14 protein-coding genes are annotated in these 18,591 nt (G+C 50.8%); 8 read left to right on the plus strand and 6 right to left on the minus strand.

Annotated features, from left to right (window positions below; translation table 11 throughout):
* Position 1: 1 nt before the first annotated feature.
* From Pr1d_RS07680 to Pr1d_RS07700, 5 genes are all read right to left on the minus strand, one after another.
* Positions 2 to 481: a carboxypeptidase-like regulatory domain-containing protein gene (locus tag Pr1d_RS07680; RefSeq protein WP_148072992.1), complete on the minus strand. Its 480-nt coding sequence runs from the start codon at positions 479 to 481 to the stop codon at positions 2 to 4.
* Positions 468 to 1,520 carry a DUF1559 domain-containing protein gene (locus Pr1d_RS07685; RefSeq protein ID WP_148072993.1) on the minus strand — a complete coding sequence of 351 codons (1,053 nt, stop codon included), beginning with the start codon at positions 1,518 to 1,520 and terminating at the stop codon, positions 468 to 470. The genes Pr1d_RS07680 and Pr1d_RS07685 overlap by 14 nt, the downstream gene beginning before the upstream one ends.
* Before the next feature lie 59 nt (positions 1,521 to 1,579).
* Positions 1,580 to 4,015, minus strand: coding sequence for a hypothetical protein (locus Pr1d_RS07690; RefSeq protein WP_148072994.1), 2,436 nt, complete (start codon positions 4,013 to 4,015; stop codon positions 1,580 to 1,582).
* A 182-nt stretch (positions 4,016 to 4,197) separates the two neighbouring features.
* The gene (locus Pr1d_RS07695; RefSeq protein WP_148072995.1) at positions 4,198 to 4,938 is read right to left on the minus strand and encodes a hypothetical protein; all 741 of its coding nucleotides are present in this window, start codon (positions 4,936 to 4,938) and stop codon (positions 4,198 to 4,200) included.
* A 345-nt stretch (positions 4,939 to 5,283) separates the two neighbouring features.
* The gene (locus Pr1d_RS07700; RefSeq protein WP_148072996.1) at positions 5,284 to 6,312 is read right to left on the minus strand and encodes a DUF1559 domain-containing protein; all 1,029 of its coding nucleotides are present in this window, start codon (positions 6,310 to 6,312) and stop codon (positions 5,284 to 5,286) included.
* A 585-nt stretch (positions 6,313 to 6,897) separates the two neighbouring features.
* On the opposite strand from Pr1d_RS07700, the gene Pr1d_RS07705 reads away from it, so the two are divergent.
* The 5 genes from Pr1d_RS07705 to panB all read left to right on the plus strand — a co-directional run bounded on the left by Pr1d_RS07705 (position 6,898) and on the right by panB (position 13,405).
* Entirely contained in the window at positions 6,898 to 7,758 is an 861-nt protein-coding gene (locus tag Pr1d_RS07705; protein ID WP_210417915.1) for a hypothetical protein, read from the plus strand.
* A gap of 177 nt (positions 7,759 to 7,935) precedes the next feature.
* Positions 7,936 to 8,457, plus strand: coding sequence for a sigma-70 family RNA polymerase sigma factor (locus tag Pr1d_RS26630; RefSeq protein WP_390622084.1), 522 nt, complete (start codon positions 7,936 to 7,938; stop codon positions 8,455 to 8,457).
* A 16-nt stretch (positions 8,458 to 8,473) separates the two neighbouring features.
* Positions 8,474 to 10,141 carry a LamG-like jellyroll fold domain-containing protein gene (locus Pr1d_RS07715; RefSeq protein WP_148072999.1) on the plus strand — a complete coding sequence of 556 codons (1,668 nt, stop codon included), beginning with the start codon at positions 8,474 to 8,476 and terminating at the stop codon, positions 10,139 to 10,141.
* Positions 10,142 to 10,389: 248 nt separating this feature from the next.
* Positions 10,390 to 12,243 (plus strand): poly(ethylene terephthalate) hydrolase family protein, encoded by a 1,854-nt coding sequence (locus Pr1d_RS07720; protein ID WP_148073000.1) that lies wholly within the window; start codon positions 10,390 to 10,392, stop codon positions 12,241 to 12,243.
* Positions 12,244 to 12,586: 343 nt separating this feature from the next.
* On the plus strand, positions 12,587 to 13,405 hold the full coding sequence (gene panB / locus Pr1d_RS07725) for a 3-methyl-2-oxobutanoate hydroxymethyltransferase (RefSeq protein WP_148073001.1): 819 nt from the start codon (positions 12,587 to 12,589) through the stop codon (positions 13,403 to 13,405).
* 15 nt (positions 13,406 to 13,420) lie between these two features.
* Here the strand turns inward: panB and Pr1d_RS07730 are convergent, their stop codons facing one another.
* On the minus strand, positions 13,421 to 13,840 hold the full coding sequence (locus tag Pr1d_RS07730; RefSeq protein ID WP_148073002.1) for a thiol-disulfide oxidoreductase DCC family protein: 420 nt from the start codon (positions 13,838 to 13,840) through the stop codon (positions 13,421 to 13,423).
* 150 nt (positions 13,841 to 13,990) lie between these two features.
* Here Pr1d_RS07730 and Pr1d_RS07735 point away from each other — a divergent pair, with 150 nt between their 5' ends.
* The 3 genes from Pr1d_RS07735 (at position 13,991) to Pr1d_RS07745 (ending at position 18,481) form a co-directional block, all read left to right on the plus strand.
* The gene (locus tag Pr1d_RS07735; protein ID WP_148073003.1) at positions 13,991 to 15,643 is read left to right on the plus strand and encodes an AAA family ATPase; all 1,653 of its coding nucleotides are present in this window, start codon (positions 13,991 to 13,993) and stop codon (positions 15,641 to 15,643) included.
* A gap of 262 nt (positions 15,644 to 15,905) precedes the next feature.
* On the plus strand, positions 15,906 to 17,921 hold the full coding sequence (locus Pr1d_RS07740) for a hypothetical protein (RefSeq protein ID WP_148073004.1): 2,016 nt from the start codon (positions 15,906 to 15,908) through the stop codon (positions 17,919 to 17,921).
* 86 nt (positions 17,922 to 18,007) lie between these two features.
* Complete coding sequence (locus Pr1d_RS07745) at positions 18,008 to 18,481, plus strand: hypothetical protein (RefSeq protein ID WP_148073005.1); 474 nt, start codon at positions 18,008 to 18,010, stop codon at positions 18,479 to 18,481.
* Positions 18,482 to 18,591: the final 110 nt, after the last annotated feature.

Here is an 18,591-nt window from a genome sequence, read left to right on the forward strand (position 1 = left end):
GCTAGCGACGTCGTCCGCGCCTAATTGGCGGAGATTGAAGCTCATAATTCAGGTTGTCTATGTCCCCAGCTATCTCGGCAGTCAGTTCCGTACGAGAATTGTAATTGACAGGAATGTACTGTTCAAAGCGGTCTACAGTCTCGGTGCTGCCTGGCTCGGGGGGGACTTGTCCAGTCTTGCGCGTTGCCCTGACCGCTACGTTGTAGTTCCCGGGTTTAAGTGATTCAACTACAAACTCGCCATTGATTATTTTAGCTTGAATCTGACTTTCGTGCGTCGAATCCTCTGCTGAGATAAAGGTGATCGTTCCCTCGGGAATCGGTTCTCCGTCAAAAGCGATTCGACCGCTGACTGTGGCCCCATCACTTCCGCAGCCAACCAGACAAATGCCTATGGCCCACAAAACATACTCTGGGATTGAGCTGCGAAGTGGGCGGAACAAATCGCCTGGAGGAAGTTCCTGCCTGCTAGAGTTCGCCATTGAGGATCTCTCCTCCGTCGAACGTCGAGGCAGCACGCCATACCAAAAGGTCTACGTCATTAGAAACAAATCTCACGCTACTATCAAGAAAAAGCGTATTGACTCCGCCGCTGTGGGCGCTTCGCGCGGTGTTGCGATGCCAGCCCTGCCATCCGGAAGAAGACTGAAAACAGGGTGCATCCGGCTCGTCCACGCAAAGACGCGTTCGGTCTTTGAGCTGTTGGATGACTCCGCGGTTATTCGGAGTCAGGCTATGAAGATACATGACTCCACCGCCCCAATGCAGCGCCCCGCGGGTGTCGTCCCCTTCAACTGTCCGAACCTCCGATATAGCAACCGTGTTGCTGGTACCGTCTGTCGCCTCCCGAAGGGCGATGCCTCGATTGACCAAGAATGGGCCAAAACCGGACATGGCCGATTTCACTTCGGGTCGAGGCGCACCAGCCACCGGGTTCGCTACTAATTGCCCCGTGGTACAGTTTGGGTATCCGCGCCCATCTTTACCAACCTGTTCCCAGTTCAGATCATCCATCCAGAGTCCACAATCTTCTTCCGGATCGGTAAAACCTGCATTGGCTGCATAGTTGCCTCGCGCGCCGTACAGGCCGTTATTCCAGTTCACAATCCCAACCGGCCCATTCGAGGGGCAGATGTGAGACTCAAGTATGAAATGATGCGTCGGGGTTTTGTCCGGACCGATGAAGCCTTGCTCGAAATAGGGTTTCGTGAAATCCATCTCATTAAACAGATTACCGATTTCCATGAAAGGCATCGTTTCGGTTACCCAGGTGCCAAGTGAATCGATGCCGGTGGCTGACGTTTTCTGTCGCCAATCTCCTTTAGGTAGGGACTTTTTGGCCGATTCAAAATTCATGACAGCAAGCCCGACTTGCTTCAAATTGTTGAGGCATTGAGTTCGACGGGCGGCCTCGCGAGCGGCCTGAATGGCTGGTAACAATAGGGCCACCAGCACACCAATGATCGCGATTACTACCAAAAGCTCAACCAAGGTAAAAGCCGTCCGATGGTTTTTTCGCATTGTCGTATCCATCTCCATGGTCCTTAACGATAAATTTAATGAATTCATTCAAGCCGAAATCAACTACTACGGCGTCTGCCCCATAAGCCAGCCACGGATGCCATCGCCGCCAATACACTTGCCGACGGTTCTGGAACCGCGCTGAGCGCAGATGCAGCCACGACCTCGATTTGCACAGTAGTCGTTCCGATGTAATTGATCTGTAAGGCGAGATTGTTTGCAGCTAAGTCACCGAACGCATCTTCCACAATTAAGTTGGAGAATGTGCCCGAGATGGTTCCTGCCGCCGAATTAGCGCCGAAACTTCGCTGCCACGCGAAGAAATCAGCCCCATCACTGTCTCCGTCTCCGTCGGCATCTCCGGCATCGTTCATTCCGTAGGAACCTTGCCAGATCGCCAAGTCCGCCGAGTCAACACCATTGAGCCCATCGAAGTCCGCCGGCGAAGGGGATCCCACGGTAGTGATGATGTCCCAGGTGTCACCCAAGACGGGCGGGAAATACTGGGGATCGGTCGGTGGTGACACTCCTGGGACAATTACGTCAGGATTGAGCTGAATGGTGAGAGTGCCGCCCAAGATCACGTTTCCTTCAACTTCGATTTTGTCGAAGAAGACCCCGTCATACTCTCCTGGCTCTGGTAGATAATCTTCTGCTTCGTTGATCTGCATGGTCAACTTGGAACCTGAGCCTAGTGTCAAATTCCCTGTACGACCCCCACTCTTGACCACATGGAGTTGCTGCGGCTGTGTACCCACGTTCAACGAACCGCCTGAGTTGATCTGGATTTCGCCAACTTCGACGATGGCTTCCGGAGACAAGTCAAATCCCGTAGTCAACTGTCCGGCACCATTGATCACAACCTTTGCCGCGGGCATGGATGTCCTCATTTCAATATCGGCATAGTTATTGGCTGTCATCGTTCCCGAAAAACTGACACTCTCTATTGAGGTATCGGTTCCCTGATCAACTCCTATTTGAATCGAGTTATTGCCAACCCCCACGCCAGGAGCGGAGGGGGTGCCATTGACCGTCATGTCACCACCTCCACGTAAGGCACGAGTAATTTGGAATATCCGCCGCCCATTGCCGGTACTTCCACCCGTGTTGGTAACTTCCGGAGCGGTCAGGTCTAGAGTCATTGGTGCATTGACCTCCAGGTACGCCAGGCCCTGAAGCCGATCGCTTTTAGGACTGGTATTTGAGCGGTGATCGATCGTACCTGGTTGATTAAAAACAACTGTTCCGAAACCAAATTCCTGCTCGGTATCCTCACCGTCGAAGACAAGTGTGTTGCCGCCAGTCGAGTTCATTTCCAAAGTGCCACCGACCCCCTCATCCTCGCTAAGAACAACCTCATCGCCAGAGCCGTTGAATTGGATCAACCCGCGACTGGCTTGGGGAAACCGCATAATGAGATCCGAACCAGCTCCGCCATTAAACGTAAATGTGTTGCGAGTGCGAATCGGCAGGTTGATGGTCAGATTCTCACCCGCCGCAGCTGTATAGGAGAGATCGCTGTTAATAACCAGTCCGCCGTGGAAGCGAGCGTCGTTGCGGCTGAGTGTTCCATCGCCGATTTCAATGTTACCGGGAGTAGAGTGAGTGAGAGTGCCGCCGGCATTGATCTGGATCAAAGGAATATCGACGACCACGCCAGGCACAAAATTGAGCGCACCATTGTCTACAATTACACCTTCGCCGGCGAAAGCGCCGGCCGCGACTGTGACCGTGTTTCCACCGATGATTTTGTACCAGTTATCTGCTACCGGTGAGCCGCCAACCCAAGCCCCCGCGCTGGAGAGATTACCACTCGCTTGAGAATTGACCACGTCAAATGTGTACAGTCGCGCTGGTGTATTGACGTTTTCCTTAGTATTAAACCGAAGTCGGTTGGTTTCTGTTTCCGTGATGCCAAATGTAGCAAACGTATTGCCGTTGACGAACGTGCTGATATCCGACCCGAGGATCGGAATGCCGATTGCTGCGTCAGCCTGGGAAGGTTCAGGAGCAAAAAACACCCCAACGAGGGGGCCTGCGGCAAGGAAGTTGTCAAAACCGGCCGTGGCATTGGGCGCATTGTTTTGAAAATCTGCATCCGCAAACTCCCAGGAGAAGGTAGCCTCATTAAAGGATTGTGTCGGTCCGTCTGTGATGGAGTAGAGGCGAAAGGTATCGTTAGAATTTCGCGCATCATCTGTGGTAACCTCGAAAAAATACGGCAGGTTGGGATCAATTGCAGGAGACGCACCCAGATCGAACCGAACTAGTGACTTGGATGTCAGGCTCAAGCTGTTAAATGGATCGCCTCCGCGGACTTCCATGTACGTGGCGGTACCGCGCGGTGTCCCACCTATCCCACCGTTTGAGTCAAATTCCACAAATGTGTCCGCATCAACGGAACCCAACGACAGCTCAGCGGCATAGGCGATCGAATTCGTGGCAATCGCCGCCATAAAAGCTATCGAACACAACAAATGATTAGTTAATTTCATGGCTGAAAGGCCTATTCCGTTGGTTTAAGAATTGAGGTATGCGAAAAAATAGGCATACAAGCCCACTCTGCAGAAGAATCCAAGAGGAAGCCCTGTTCACTAAGAAGAAGTTCCGCAGCACCAATTGCTGCCAACCTTTACCACCGCCGCGGAACTCCCGTATTATTCATTTAATGGTGTGTCTATCGAACCCGGTGACCGGCAAGAAACACCAAACTACATAACATAAGTACAACGGAACCTGGTTCAGGAACCCCAGTGAGTGCTTCATCAAAGCTGGTGGCAACAACAAGATTGTCCACAATCTGCTGACCATTGTAATCGTCGCTCTGACGTAATGCATAACCAAAATTGTCGGACGCACCAAGCGAGTTCGTCGCTGTAATATTTGTGCTTGACATATCGGCGGGGTCGAGCCAGAGCCTGCTCTGCTGGGTAGAAGCGTTGTATTCGGTCACAACTCGGTAAGTCGTGTCGAATGCCAACTCCGTTGCCCAGATGGCACCATCGCCGATTGTACTATCTTCAGAGAGGACTAGTTTGAAGTCCCCGCCGCTATCAGGGGCCAGCACACCGACTCGAGCGCGGAAGGAAGTGCCCGTACCACCACGAAAATGGGCAAAGTAAAGTCCGTTGGCATCGAGATTGGCAATGTCTGAATTGGTGCTGGCCGGTAGGCTAAAATCAAAGCGTGCATAGGTAGTCGATGTGTCACTTTGGATGGCGTAGGAAGAGTTGGCGTCCTCCCCCCCCTGTTGATTGATCACAGCAGTTCCACCCGCAACTTGAATCGGATTAGTCCCTGCAGCGCTATGGCCATCCCAGGCAGCCCCAGGTCCCGGAGTAGGAGTCTTCCCTACGAGATCACCATCAGTATGCGAAAAGTTTTCATTGACGAGAATCGTCGCAAAAGCTGATGACATAGTAAGCGCTGACATAACCATAGCAGCATTCAGCACTCGGAACAACAAAACAAATCTTGAATGACAAATCATTGGTACCCTCTCTTTGGCAGCTCACAGTCCGCACAGTTGAAAAGAAAAAAACGTCGACGTCGTTTTGAGCAAACTAGATTTCATTGACGTGCAAGGAAGTCAACAAAGAATGTCTGTTCAAAAGGAATCGCGCCAAATATCCAGTTTATCCGAAAAAGTCGAGGAACTTGCGCTGTAAATCGACGTAACCCTCTTGATGGTATGGGCTTACAGTTTCAGTGCGGGCGAACCTGATCCTACGACTCTAGTAGGCATGGAGGAGGTGATATGTGTTCAGTAGTTGCTACTTGAGAGTTCCTCACCTGCAAAGGTAGAAACGGCTTTCCACATGTTACGATCAATCTGATTGCCGACGAACCGGACACTTGAATCCAGGTAGAGGACATTCACGCCGCCAGGATGGGCACTACGGGCAGAAAGTTTGTGGTAGCCTCTCCAAGTTTCTTCTGTCGATACACAAGGTGCCTCCATAGTACTAACACACAAACGAGTAAAATCTTGGATCGCAGTATTCGGCACCTCACTGTGGAGATACATGACACCCCCGCCAAAGTGAAGCGAACCGCGGATATCATCTCCTTCCACATTGCGGACCTCCGAAACTGCTACCGTGTGGCTAGTTCCGTCGGTGGCTTCCTGAAGTGCAATTCCTTTGTTTACCATGAAAGGTCCAAATCCTGAGATGGCTGAGTGAATCGTCCTGCCATTGTGAGCAATGAACTCAACTCCAGTCGGGTTTTCTGGATGCCCTCTGCCGTCAGTGCCGATCTGCTCCCATTGGATGTCGTTCATCCATACGCCACTATCTGGACCCGCCCAGCCAGCATTGGCTGCGTAATTGCCGCGTGCCCCGTAGTGAGCGTTATTCCACCGGATTAAATCCATGCGTCCATTGGAGGGACAAATATGGGTGTCAAAGAATATGTGATGTGGCAGCAGAGATTCAGTGAGCTCCTGCTGTTCGAAAAACGGTTTGGAGAAGTCTATTCTTTGATGTAGGTTGGCTTCCTCCAGATAGGGCAAGGTGACGGATACCCATGTCCCAAGCGAGTCGATATTCGACGATCTCATGCGCTGCCTCCAGTCCCCCTTAGGCAGTGAGCCATGAGCGGACTCATAGTTCATAAGGGCCAAGCCGATTTGCCGGAGATGGTTTGTACATTGCGTACGTCTGGCTGCTTCGCGGGCAGCCTGCACCGCTGGCAGCAGCAAAGACACGAGAATGCCGATGATCGAAATGACCACGAGCAACTCGATCAGAGTAAGGCCTTGTGCCAGTGATTTTCGGGAACTCTCAATCATGACCAATAGGCTCTAAAGAAAAGATAAGCAGTAAGAAGGTGCTTTGAACACCTACATATCATAGCCTAAACGATCGAAAAAGGGAGTCCGGCGTGGGGATGTTCAACTTCGCAAATCCCTCCAATTCATACTACGTAAGCCGAAACCAGCATTAAACATATGCAATTCTTGCGGTAGGCCTTTCTGACACAAGTTCAATACGGGAATCGGATAAGACCAAGTCGCCCTCCAGGCTTTTGGAAACTCACCTGTATCGTCAAATAATCCGATCCCCGACGGGGAAATCCACCCCATTGAATGATCAAGTATCTACCAATTAGTATCGCGCCCCACTCATGAGATATCCGAGAAAACAATTTACTAATGGGTAATTCGTAAAGAATCCACAACTCAATCTAACTTTATTCAATGGTCGATGATTGACACTCGCCGGTCGATGAGCCTAAAAAACGGAACATAGCGTTTGGTTTAAGACTGATAATGGAAAAGTCTTCTCAATGTTCGATTCGGAAAACTTGTTCTTTTCTCTCGTGTTTTTTAAATCGAGTATTCTCAATGTGCTATGCTACCAAGTCGCCTGTTGGAATGCATCTTTTCCTCGGCAATTTGGTGCTGGCACTTACCCCGTTATTGGCTGGAGCGCAATCTGATTGGCCTTCGACTGGTCAGTACGATTTCTCGGAATGGGCTGGAAAAAAGCTGGAAGTGTTTTACAGCATACCCCCTCTGGCAAAAGCCGAATCCCAGATTGTCATCATTGTTCCCGGTGCTAAACGTAACGCTCAACAGTACCGAGACGAGTGGGATCAGTTGGCTGTTGCCAACCAGTTTGTCACATTAGTTGTCGGAGCGACTGAGAAAGATTTTCCAACTGAGTATGAGTACAATCTGGGAGGGGTTGTCGATTCGATTGGCAACCCACGACCTGAAATAGAATGGCTGTTCTCAGCCATTGACCCCCTCTTTGAAGATTTTAAGAGTCGTTTCGGTTCGAAACGTGAGACCTACAGCCTGTATGGCCACTCCGCAGGGGGAGGTTTTGTTCACCTTTTCGTGCTCTTCAAACCAAATGCGAAAGTTGAGACGGCAGTCGTAGCGAACCCCGCCTTCGCTACTCTTCTGGATCGCGAAGTGGAATTCCCTTTCGGGCTTCACGGCGCGCCTCTCTCCGAAGACGCAGTCAAGCCATGGCTCGCGAGACGTCTGGTCTTGCTGCTGGGAGATCGCGACCTCGACCCCCGCAGCAAGCCTCTAAGTGACAGCCCTTCCGCACGCCGACAAGGCCCGCATGTCTTTGCGCGAGGGTTGCAACTATACAAGTCGGCACTCACCGAGTCGAAACTGCAAGGTAGTGAATTAAACTGGAGACTTGAAGTTGTGCCTGGGGTCGGCCATAGTAATGCTCACATGGCTTCCTACGCAGTCAAACATCTACTCCCCAAATAATTCTCAACAATCTGAAAACCTGCTTGTATTGAAAAGAATTTCGGATTTTTGCCTCTTTAAGCGCGATTCCTAGTAGTGGAAGATGCAATGCCCTTTTGGAAGGTTTGCAAGAGATCTGAAGCAACATGACGTCGGGTACAATAGTGCCAGGATACAGGTCGGGTGAGTTATTACCATATGGATGCCTCGTCAGCGGAAGAATTTGTTCGGCTTTTTTCCAAGAGTCAACACCGAATCCTTGGTTTTATTCACACGTTGGTACCAAATCTCCCCGAAGCAGAAGACGTCCTTCAAGAGACAAGTGTTATCCTATGGAAGAAGTGGCCCGAATTCCAAAGAGACCGAGACTTTGTAAAATGGGCATGCGGAATAGCCCGCTTCGAAGTGTTCCGCATCCTTCGTCAAAACAAGCGTACCGCATTGTATATCAGTGAATCCGTCTTAGATCAGATTGCTGACATCGCGTTGGAGGACTCGAAAAACAACGATAGGTTTGAAGACACCGGGACCGCCTTGAGTGCGTGCCTTCAGGAATTACCAGAATCCTACCAACAAATCGTCAATTTCAGATACCAGTACAACAAAACCGTGCAACAGATAGCAAAAGAATGTGGCCGCCCCAAGAGCACTGTCCATGACTTGCTAGGCAAGATTCGCTCTAGATTGTTGCGATGCATCAGACGGCGCCTAAGTGCATAGTATTTACGACTGTCCTATGGAATTTGAAAAAATAAAACATCTGCACGCCCTTGCGTCACGACTCTGCGACGGGGACATCGATGCCAAACAGTTAAAAGAGCTATCGGCATTGTTGGACAATGATAAAGATGCGATTCAAGAGTACTTAGATTATACTTCGCTACATCTTAATCTTAGTCACAAGTTAAGAGTAAACCTCGCTCCAAATGAGTTTGGTGATGCAGTAAAATCTAGGCTTAGTGAGGATGCCAATAACGCAAGTGTTGCCAGTCAAGTTACTAGGCAGAGTTCGAAGGCCATCCGTGCCGTTACCATTTTTTCTTTAGCTGCCTCTGTCTTGATCGTGGCAGCTTTCTTGCTTCATTCATACAAATCCCAATCCACTTTTACTGCTCGAATCATTCAGAAGATCGATTGTGATTGGGACGATGAGCGCTGGGGAGCACCTCAATCCGCTTTCTTGGAGGTCGGCCGTGAAATTAAGCTAGATCGTGGCCTCATGGTCTTGGAGTTCGGAAACGGAGCCGAAGTTACTTTGGAAGGTCCTATCCATTTCAGCGTGTTGGCCCATGATCGCGGAAACTTGCAGGAGGGTAGATTGACTGCAAGCGTTCCCAAAGGTGGTCGAGGCTTTACCGTGCAGATTCCATTTGGAGAAGTAATTGACCTTGGGACTCGCTTTGGTGTTTTGGTCCACGAAGCAGGAGATTGCGAAGCGCATGTATTTCAGGGCAATGTCTTGGTGCGCAGTAATCTTGGGATTCAAAACCAACCGTTCCAGGAATGGAAGCTGACTGCCGACGAAGCGATTAAGCTATCGCCGGCATCACACAAGATTCACCATCTAGCTGCCCAATCCGCCGAATTCGTTAGCTATTCGCGGTCCAATATAGTCGCTTCCTACACAGGAGATTCATCACTTCCTATTTCAGATAGCAGTGAGCTCGTCCTGTGGCTTGATGCAGGAAGGGGTCTGCAGCTTGATTCTAGTAATCGAGTAATAGAGTGGGGAGATTTGAGTTTTAGCACCGATTCGCCTGTAAATAATGCTTGGCAGGTCGATGTCGTCGATCGTCCTCTTTGGATAAAAGAAACGGCGGACGGTAGACCTTCCGTCCGCTTTGACGGTGCCTCACATCTCGTGACAACTCCATTCCTCTCAGGTCAGGAAATAACTATTGTCGGCGTTCTACTAGCCCACAATCAAGAACAGCACAATCGCCAACGTGGGCAGCTCTTATCTTTCAATTCCACGCCAAATCTTCTTCTCGAGACCACCCTCGACAAGCAATTTGCTGGCGTGCTATCCACACGAACACTCGCTAGCAAGGGCCAGCGGAAAGTCCTCGTGAAATGCCCACTTCCTAGTGCGGATATGCCAAAAGTCTACGCACTCGTTTATAGCAACATTAGGAATAGAGTGGCGGTTTATGTGAACGGTGAACTCGTTGCCGAATCTCAAGCACCATCGATATCCATGACTCGTTCTCCAAAGTTTATCGGCAACTCTATCCAGGGAGATCGCGGGTTTGTCGGAGATGTTCATGAATTACTCATTTTCGATACTGCTCTGACTTCGGATCGATGTGTTCAGGTTTGTAACTCACTCATGGAAAAATATCGAATCGCTGCAACACAAAAAGAACCGAGGGTGCTTTCAGGTCTTATTCCTGATGAACAGTAAGGGAACGAATCAGCCTGAAACTTTAGAAATTGTCCAGAAGGTTTAATCCGTCTACCGATGCCTGATTCTTGGATTAAGCACGGCTGCATAAATCTACAATTTGCCATGGTGAGTCATAGACCAACTGTCGATTCGCACCGTTTGGCATGAAGTCACCTTATTCACTTTCGAGTTTATGGCTCCGCAATCAGTTACTATCTGTGACATGATTATCAATCACCGGGCGAAGTAATAAAACAAGAATGCGTATGGGAGAAAGTGAAACGCTAAGATTGAGAAGCAATTGGCTCTTATTGATTTGCCTGCTGGTGGTGTTGATCTCAAGTTACCTTGCTTCCTTGGTGCAAACATCCGGAGGACGAGTCCAAGTTCAAGAAATCAAAATACCGACGCAAAATGGCCAATGGATTGTAGCTGATCTATTTAAGCCTAGAATCGCAACTAGGAAGAATCCTGCTCCACTTGTAGTGGTTGTTCCCGGCTTTCAACGCTCGAAAGAAACACTTTCGAACATCTCCCTCGAATTGGCCCGTCGCAACGTCGTAGTTATTGCAATCGACCCATACGCTCAGGGAGGATCTAGCTCCTCGACAAGTAGACGTTCTGCAACGACTGAGGGCTACGGTATGTTTGCCGTTGTGAACTACGCTTATGACACTCCTAACTTGAATTACATCGACAAGAGTCGAATTGCAGCGACGGGACATTCTGCCGGAGGGAATGCTGCTATTCGGGGGGCAAACTATTTTGGGAAGATCGCCAGAAAGACTGAAAAGCCTTGCAAATTGAATGCAATTTTCGTTTCTGGGTACGTAGAGACGATGGACAACGAGGTTTTGCAAGATGTCCGCTGCAATGTGGGAATGAGCTACGCCAAATATGACGAAGGGGCATATCGAACCGAGTTGAAAAATGGGGATATGCGGTTCGCTCCAGAAGCCCTAAGACTGGTCAATTCCGGTCTTCTTGAAAAGGGACCCGAAATTGAAGAAGTTGAAATCGGTCGTTACTACGGCAACAAGGACGACAAGAATTTGCGAGTTGTGTTTAACGAAGGATTGCTGCATCCTTTTCAACCCTATGCCATCGAGCCTACCGAAAATCAGCTGGACTATTTTAAAGAAGTTTTTCAACTCGACAGCGGGCTACCAAGCAAGGATCAGATTTGGTATTGGAAAGAGTTGCTAACTTTACTCTCCTCGATTGCAGCATTAGTGGCGCTTGTACCTCTTGCTCGATTGCTTTTGGAGCTTCCTTTATTCAAGGATTTAGCGCACCCACTTCCAAAGGCACTACCAAAACCACATGGAAAAGGGAGAATGATTTTCTGGAGCCTCTTCTTTATTTCTGCTGTGGTTGCTTGTTTTTCATACATCCCGATGGCCGAGCTATCTCAAAGGCTCTTTGTCGCTGCCTCAAGCCGAGAACAAACTTGGTTCTTTCCACAACGCATGAACAATGCCGTCATGCTGTGGGCAGTCTTGAATGGTATCGTGGGATTTTTGTTGTTTTTTCTCTCTTACTACTACCACGGAAGGCTTCATGGCGTCCTTCCGGAAATGTGGGGATCGAGAACGAATCTTGTTGAACTCACCAAGACATTCCTGCTCTCCTTATTGCTTTTCGCTTGCTTTTTTCAATTGCTATTTGCCGTACATTATTTCTTCCATGTGGACTACCGTTTTGTCTTTTTTGGGGCACGAGTTTTTCAGCCAGTCATGTTTATTCTGTTAAGCATGTACGCCCCTATCTTCTTCTTGTTTTTCCTTTCCAATTCATTGCGTGTTAATGGCGCCATGCGATTCGAAGGAGAACCTGAATGGAAGAGCATGCTACTAGCTGGTTTGGCTAACACCATCGGGCTTCTGCTCATTCTAGTCGTGCAGTATTCCGTGTTCGCGCTCACAGGGACTGTGTACTGGACCGATGGATGGCTGTATGTTAACTTGCTTTTCGCAGTCGTTCCGATCATGTTTATTTTACCATACTTTAATCGTTACTTCTTTCGATTGACTGGTAGGATCTACTTGGGACCAATGACCACTTGTCTAGTATTTGTGATGATCCTCCTTTCCAACACGGTCTGCTACATTCCTCTCTGAAAATTCGGGCCTTATCGAATAACTATCCTACAGTGGGTTGGAGGCGGGATTAAAACCTGCGATTCTGGCTTCCAAAGGTCAATGCTCTATCGATTTCTTTTCGATGATATTCAATATCGTCGCCTGAGTAGCCTTTGGGAGGTTGTCCCAGGCTCCTATCACGGTCTCCAATTCAGTGCTAAAATCCTCCGGTATCGTTCCAACTGCACCGGATTCTGCAGCGCTTCGCAAGCCGCATTGACCGAAGTTGTTGGCCACCCAAGTAGTTAGGTCGATTGTATCGAGTTCCTCCCGACTACTTTTTTCTACAACTATCAGCGAACCACCTGCTCACACGCAACTTATGGCTAACAAAGAAGAAACAGCCAATGTTCCCGGCCGCATGACGGTCCCCAAATTTGCCGCTCTCAAGGGTTCTGGGCAGAAGATCACCATGGTCACTGCCTACGACTATCCGTTTGCCAAGCTTGTAGATGAGGCAGGGGTCGAAGCGGTTCTAGTCGGCGACAGTATGTCGATGGTGGTGCAAGGGCACGACAACACATTGCCGGTCACTCTGGATGAAATGATTTATCATGCCGAGATGGTCGGGCGAGCGGTAAACCAGGCCTTGGTGATTGTCGACATGCCGTTTCCAAGCTATCACCTTGGCAAGCACAAGGCCATCGAGAACGCAGGTCGTATTCTTAAAGAGACTCGCTGCCAGGCGGTGAAGCTTGAAGGAGGAGCTGACCAGGCCGAGACCATTAGGGCATTGGTATCAGCAGGCATTCCGGTGATGGCTCATTGTGGACTTCGTCCGCAGAGCGTCCATCAACTGGGCGGCTATCGTGTCCAGCGCGATGCCGCGGCTCTCCTGCATGATTCCCGTGCAGCAGCCGAGGCAGGAGCATTTTCTCTGGTACTCGAATGCATCCCGACAGAGATTGCCCACGAGATCACGGAGAAGATTTCCATACCCACCATCGGGATCGGTGCCGGCCCGGGATGTGACGGTCAGGTGTTGGTCTTGCACGACGTGCTGGGGCTCACCAGCGGTCGAGTGCCCAGGTTTGTTAAAGAGTACGCCAACCTGCGAACTACGGTCACCGAGGCAGTGCGCAACTACCGCGATGATGTGCGGGGGGGAGAGTTCCCCGGCAAAGAACATGGATTTGAATAGTCGAGTTGAAGCCGCTCACCTATGCAAACTGCACGTTCCCTCGTCGCAGTGAGTTCCACTGAGACGATAACGGTTCTTGGCAATCCAACGGTAGAGTGGTCGCCAAACGACCATGCTCCCAGGGAAATGCAACGCTGGTGCCGCCCACCAGAGCCGTCGCAGTCGGCCCGTGAGATAGCGTATTGCTTCCGGTCCCCAGTGCCGTTGACCCTGGGAGTCGACGATGCACATTTCCTGCATCAGCCGCTCATGCGTCAGGTCCGGCCAACGTGTCTGCACTTGGGGATCGTGAAGCGACATATAAGCCAGTTTCCCCTGGCAGTCCCACCAGGGAAGTTTACTCACCTGAGCAGTACACATCCGGCAGTCGCCGTCATAGACTACGACGTCGGCATTGGGGCGCTCGTCCGGTGTTGGAAGGGAAGTGTTTTTCATTCGTTTCGGCTACGCCCAGGCCGCGTCTAACTGGGATATAGCCAATCTCCGGGCGTCAAGCGTGACTTGGAGCAGTGGGTGCGATAAAATAGGAAGGCCCTTTACCTCCATTCTAACTCAACCGCAGCCACAAGCCAGGAGCAACAGGCCATGGACCAGATTCTTGCCCAAGTTTCGCGAGCCCGTCGGAGATTGTGGCTAGAGTTGTTTCTCAATCGCCTCACTACGTGCCTATTTATCACGATGACTCTGGCACTAGTTGCGATGGCCGTGCCAAAATTCGTGGCAGTAGCAGACCTTCCCTTGAGATGGTCACTCTGGTGTGCGATGGCAGGCATTGGCTTGGGGTTTTTGTCGGCATTGATTTGGACTTTGGTCGATGGCTTAAGTGAAATCGACGCGGCCGTAGAACTCGACAGTCGTTTTGATCTGCGCGAGCGGGTTTCCAGTAGCTTGGCACTCTCGTCTGATGATGCCGACTCCCCGGCTGGTCAAGCACTATTGGCTGACGCAGCCAGGGCCGTACGTCGACTGGAGGTTACCTCACAGTTTGGGATCAAGATTCCTCGCAAACGTTGGTTGCCGTTGATGACGACCTGCTTGGCGTTTTTCATCGTCAGTTTCTTTGGCAACCCCGAAGCTCATAGCAGCGTCGATCCCCATGCCGCCGCTCAAGCAAAAGAACAACGCAAAAACGTGAGCAAGACACTCCGCGAACGGTTGGCAGAAAAACGCAAATTGGCTGCTGAAAAAGGGCTCAAAGAAGCAGAAGGGCTGTTTGGCCAACTCGAAAAGGAAACGGAGAAATTGGCCAAAGCGAAAGATGCAGATCGCAAGAAGACTTTAGTGAAGCTTAACGACTTGGCAGGTGAACTTGCTCAGCGCCGTGAGCAACTCGGAGGCGACAAAGAACTCCGCAAGCAATTGGCCAAGTTGAACAATCTTAATCAGGGCCCTGCCGACAAAATGGCTGAGGCCATGAAGAAAGGCAACTGGCAACAAGCTTCGCAGGAGCTCGAAAAGCTCAAGAAGCAACTGGCCGAGGGGAAGCTGGATGACGCCGCTAAGCAGGCGCTCATGGAGCAGATGCAGCAAATGCAAGAGCGGCTTGCTCAGTCGGCTGAGGCACAGAAGCAAGCCATGGAGGACCTGAAGAAGCAAATCGAAAAAGCCAAAGAGCAGGGGAACCTGGCAGAGGCGGGCGAGATGCAACAGAAGCTCGACCAAATACAGAAGCAGAAGAATCAGAGTGACAAATTGAGCCAACTCGGTTCGCAAATGAGTGCACTCCAAGACGCCATGAAAAAAGGTGATAATGGCAAAGCCGCCCAGGCCATGAGCGACATGATGAAACAAATGGATCAACTCGCTCAAGAAATGCAGGAAGGTGAAATGCTCACTGCAGCCATGGATCAGTTGCAGATGGCCAAAGATGCAATGGCTTGCCAGGAGTGTCAGGGCATGGGATGTGCCACCTGCCAAAGCAGCATGTATTCCGACCAGTTTAGCGAGAGCCAAGGCAATGGCATGGGAGCAGGCCGCGGCTTTGGTCCTCGACCCGACGAAAAGAACGACGTGAATTTCCGTGATTCGCGTGTTCGCCAGAACCCCGGTCGAGGGGCAGCAGTTCTCGCCGGGGAAGCGGATGGACCCAATATGCGCGGGAACGTCGCAGAGGCGATCAAACAAGAAATGGCTGCCGTTGGAAGCACACCGGCCGATCCGCAGGTTGTAGAGCAACTTCCAAAATCTCGTCGGGAACACGCCGAGGAGTATTTCAACACCCTCCGCGAAGGCCAGTAATTACTCGTCTTTGCAATCTCACTCGGGCCAAGGATCTGCACGGCTTCTTGCGACGTGCCAGGATAATCGGGATTTCTGGCAAAAATATCCAACAGGTTTGGACAATCGGCGTAGGACAGCTAAGTTGGGTGCATTATACTTGTTGGGTAATCGCGGCATTTCGGAAACTGCGAGCCCCAGAATCGGCCATACGCCTCTCTTAGCTGCAAAGGCGAAAGGCCGCCCAATGCTACCACTATTCGCGTTCTAGGAGGAACACGTTGTGCTTCTAATTCAGCCTCGCTCCATATTGCCTATGATTTTGTTTGGTGCCCTAGGGTTCTTGCTCGCCAGTCTCACGACCAGGAATGAAGCACTAGCAGCTGACCAGCAAGACTCAGACCTTCCGGGGCTCGTTCTATCTGCTTCGCAGGATCACCGTACGTTCGACAACGATCGGTTTGCTCCAACGCGCCTGGAACTTATTGATAGTGCCCATGCCTTGGAATCTGCACTAGGACCAGGTTCCGAGCTATCACGAAACTGGAAGCGATACTTGAAGTGGGATTTACTGGCCCCTCAGCTTGAAGAAGGGGCCAAGATAGACCGCGACTCGCTTGAGAATCTCAAAACCGTACGGCGCCGCTTCCGCGCCAATCAACCCGGACTGGAACTACCTGTCTTCACTCGAACGGCTGCGGCGCTGGATCGCTATCAAGAGGTTGCGTTTTGGAATGCCTTGGCGGCACGCAGAGATACGGCTCCCATCTACGAGTCGTACATGAAAACTTTTGCCGAGCAACTTCGTCGCCACGAAGAAGCACCCACCATGGAGACAACTCGCCAAGTTGGTGAGGCGTTGGGTACGGTTGAGTTGCTGGGAGATTCTCCCAAGGTGGTTCACGCAGTACAAAGCTCCTATTCTCGACCAAACGTGTGGGCCGATGTATCAACGCGCGCCCTCAATCAGCTAGCCGCTCCTGTTTGCGAGATGCGGCCCGTGCGCGACTGCATCCTGGGAGCAACGATTCGAGGAACAGCAATCACAAGCGGGCTGGTAAAGTTTCATCCATTTGATTCGCAAGACCGCATCGAGATGGATATCAGTTTGGATGGTGTGATCAATTCTCGTACAAACGCCTTCAAAAAGCCCGTGCGAGTTAACAGCTCAGGCACGACAAATTACACCGCTTCCAAACGAATCATGATCAGCGACGACCAATTCACGACGCTGGGCCATCAGGTCGACGCACGGACTCATACCCGAATCAATTCGGTTCAAAAAACTGGAGGGAGATTTGGGAAACGACTAATTGAGAAGATCGCCTGGAAGAAAGTCTACGAGAGGAAGTCGCAAAGCGAATGGATTGCAGCACGCCATGCAGAACAAAAGATTGCCGATAACTTTAACCAGAGAGTACTAGAGGCCCTCACCAATGGTCGCGTCAGCTACGAGGGGCGATTACGAGCTCCCCTTACGCGAGTGGGACTTTTGGCGGAGGCGATTTACCTTTCTTCTAACACCGATGCAATTCATACCCGGGCGTCCTTGGCATCGCATAAGCAAATTACGACCGATTCGTTGCCTCCCGGAAAACTTGTCGGCAATGATGTGACGGTTCAGTTGCATGAAACGGCAATCAACAACTTTTTGCCTGTTGTGCTCGCTGGTGCAGTCCTACGCCAGGAAAGCCCCGATGTGAAGCCACATCTGGAGGGAGATGTTCCTCCGTGGCTCAAAAAGCTGTCAGAGAAGTCGCCAGAAGAATTGGCCCAGTCGACGAACTCGGCGACCGAAGAGAAGGATATTATTTTGGCATCCGCTGAGGAGGAGGAAACATTACCTTTCCGCCCCTGGTATTTCAAGTTTAACACTGAGCATCCTGCGAGTGTGAGTTTTGAAGACCAAAAACTCACGCTACGGATGCGTCTAGCGGAACTTCAAGCGAGTGAGATCAAAGAAGAGGAACCACTCAAGAATTGGGACTTTATAGTCACCTACAAAGTCATTAAACAAGGGAATGAAGTATTGCTCCAACGAGACGGGGACATCGAAGCCTTTCCCACGGGTTTTGATCCCCGTTGGGATGAGAAACTGACGGGTGAGCAAGTCGGCATACGTAGCAACCTTGCCAAAAATCTCAACAAGCGTGCCGCAGCGGGACAAGGATTTCCAGCAGAAATCCCCATTCCTGCGATCAAACTTCCTCAAGAATCTCGAGGCACCGAGTTGACCTTGCAGCTTGCCCAACTCGATTGCGACGATGGCTGGTTGACGATCGGCTACCAAGTGCCGTAGTTTCGAGAATTGAAGACCAGCGATGCGTTTCATCCCGACTGGTTGTGCTAGTTGCTACGCATCGCACGGAAGGAGATGTGATCAAGATGGAGCCAGTAGTTGATATCGCGTTTGATTGTCTTCCTTTGCGATCAATCGGCAGGCTTGACGCCCCACTGGATGCCCCGGCTGAGTATCGTCGAAGGCATGAACAACTTGTATCTGCGATGGAGCGGTTTGGTCCCGACCGAACTTACTTTCTCTACAATGCTCGCTGTGTTTTCCATCTGGCTAACAGCGAGATCGAAGGCATGGTTCGCTATGAATTCGATGGCATCATTCGCACGGATGCTAGCGACCTATTGACGGAAACGGTGGAGCTGGATGCCAGGCTTGCTAGCGAAACTTGTGGAGGTCTACCCGATCAAGTCGAAACTTGGTTCAAGGACCGGGTCGAGAAAGCCGTTGCCATCGAATTTGACCGCTTTGTAGCTGCGGGCCAACTTTCGCAGCGTTCCAGTGAACTAGGGCAAGATGTAAACCCTTCCAATCTAGCCGGTTTCTCCGGCATGGGCGTATAGCTGACCTCGCCTGGCCGGAGGCACACCTGCCTCCGGGAACTCTCGGACCAAGGTGTTCGTCCGGCTGACAGAAAATCTTGCAGCTACTGCTAGCAGCGGCTGTCCCGCAA

It is taken from the genome of Bythopirellula goksoeyrii (genome assembly GCF_008065115.1).
Taxonomy (GTDB): domain Bacteria; phylum Planctomycetota; class Planctomycetia; order Pirellulales; family Lacipirellulaceae; genus Bythopirellula; species Bythopirellula goksoeyrii.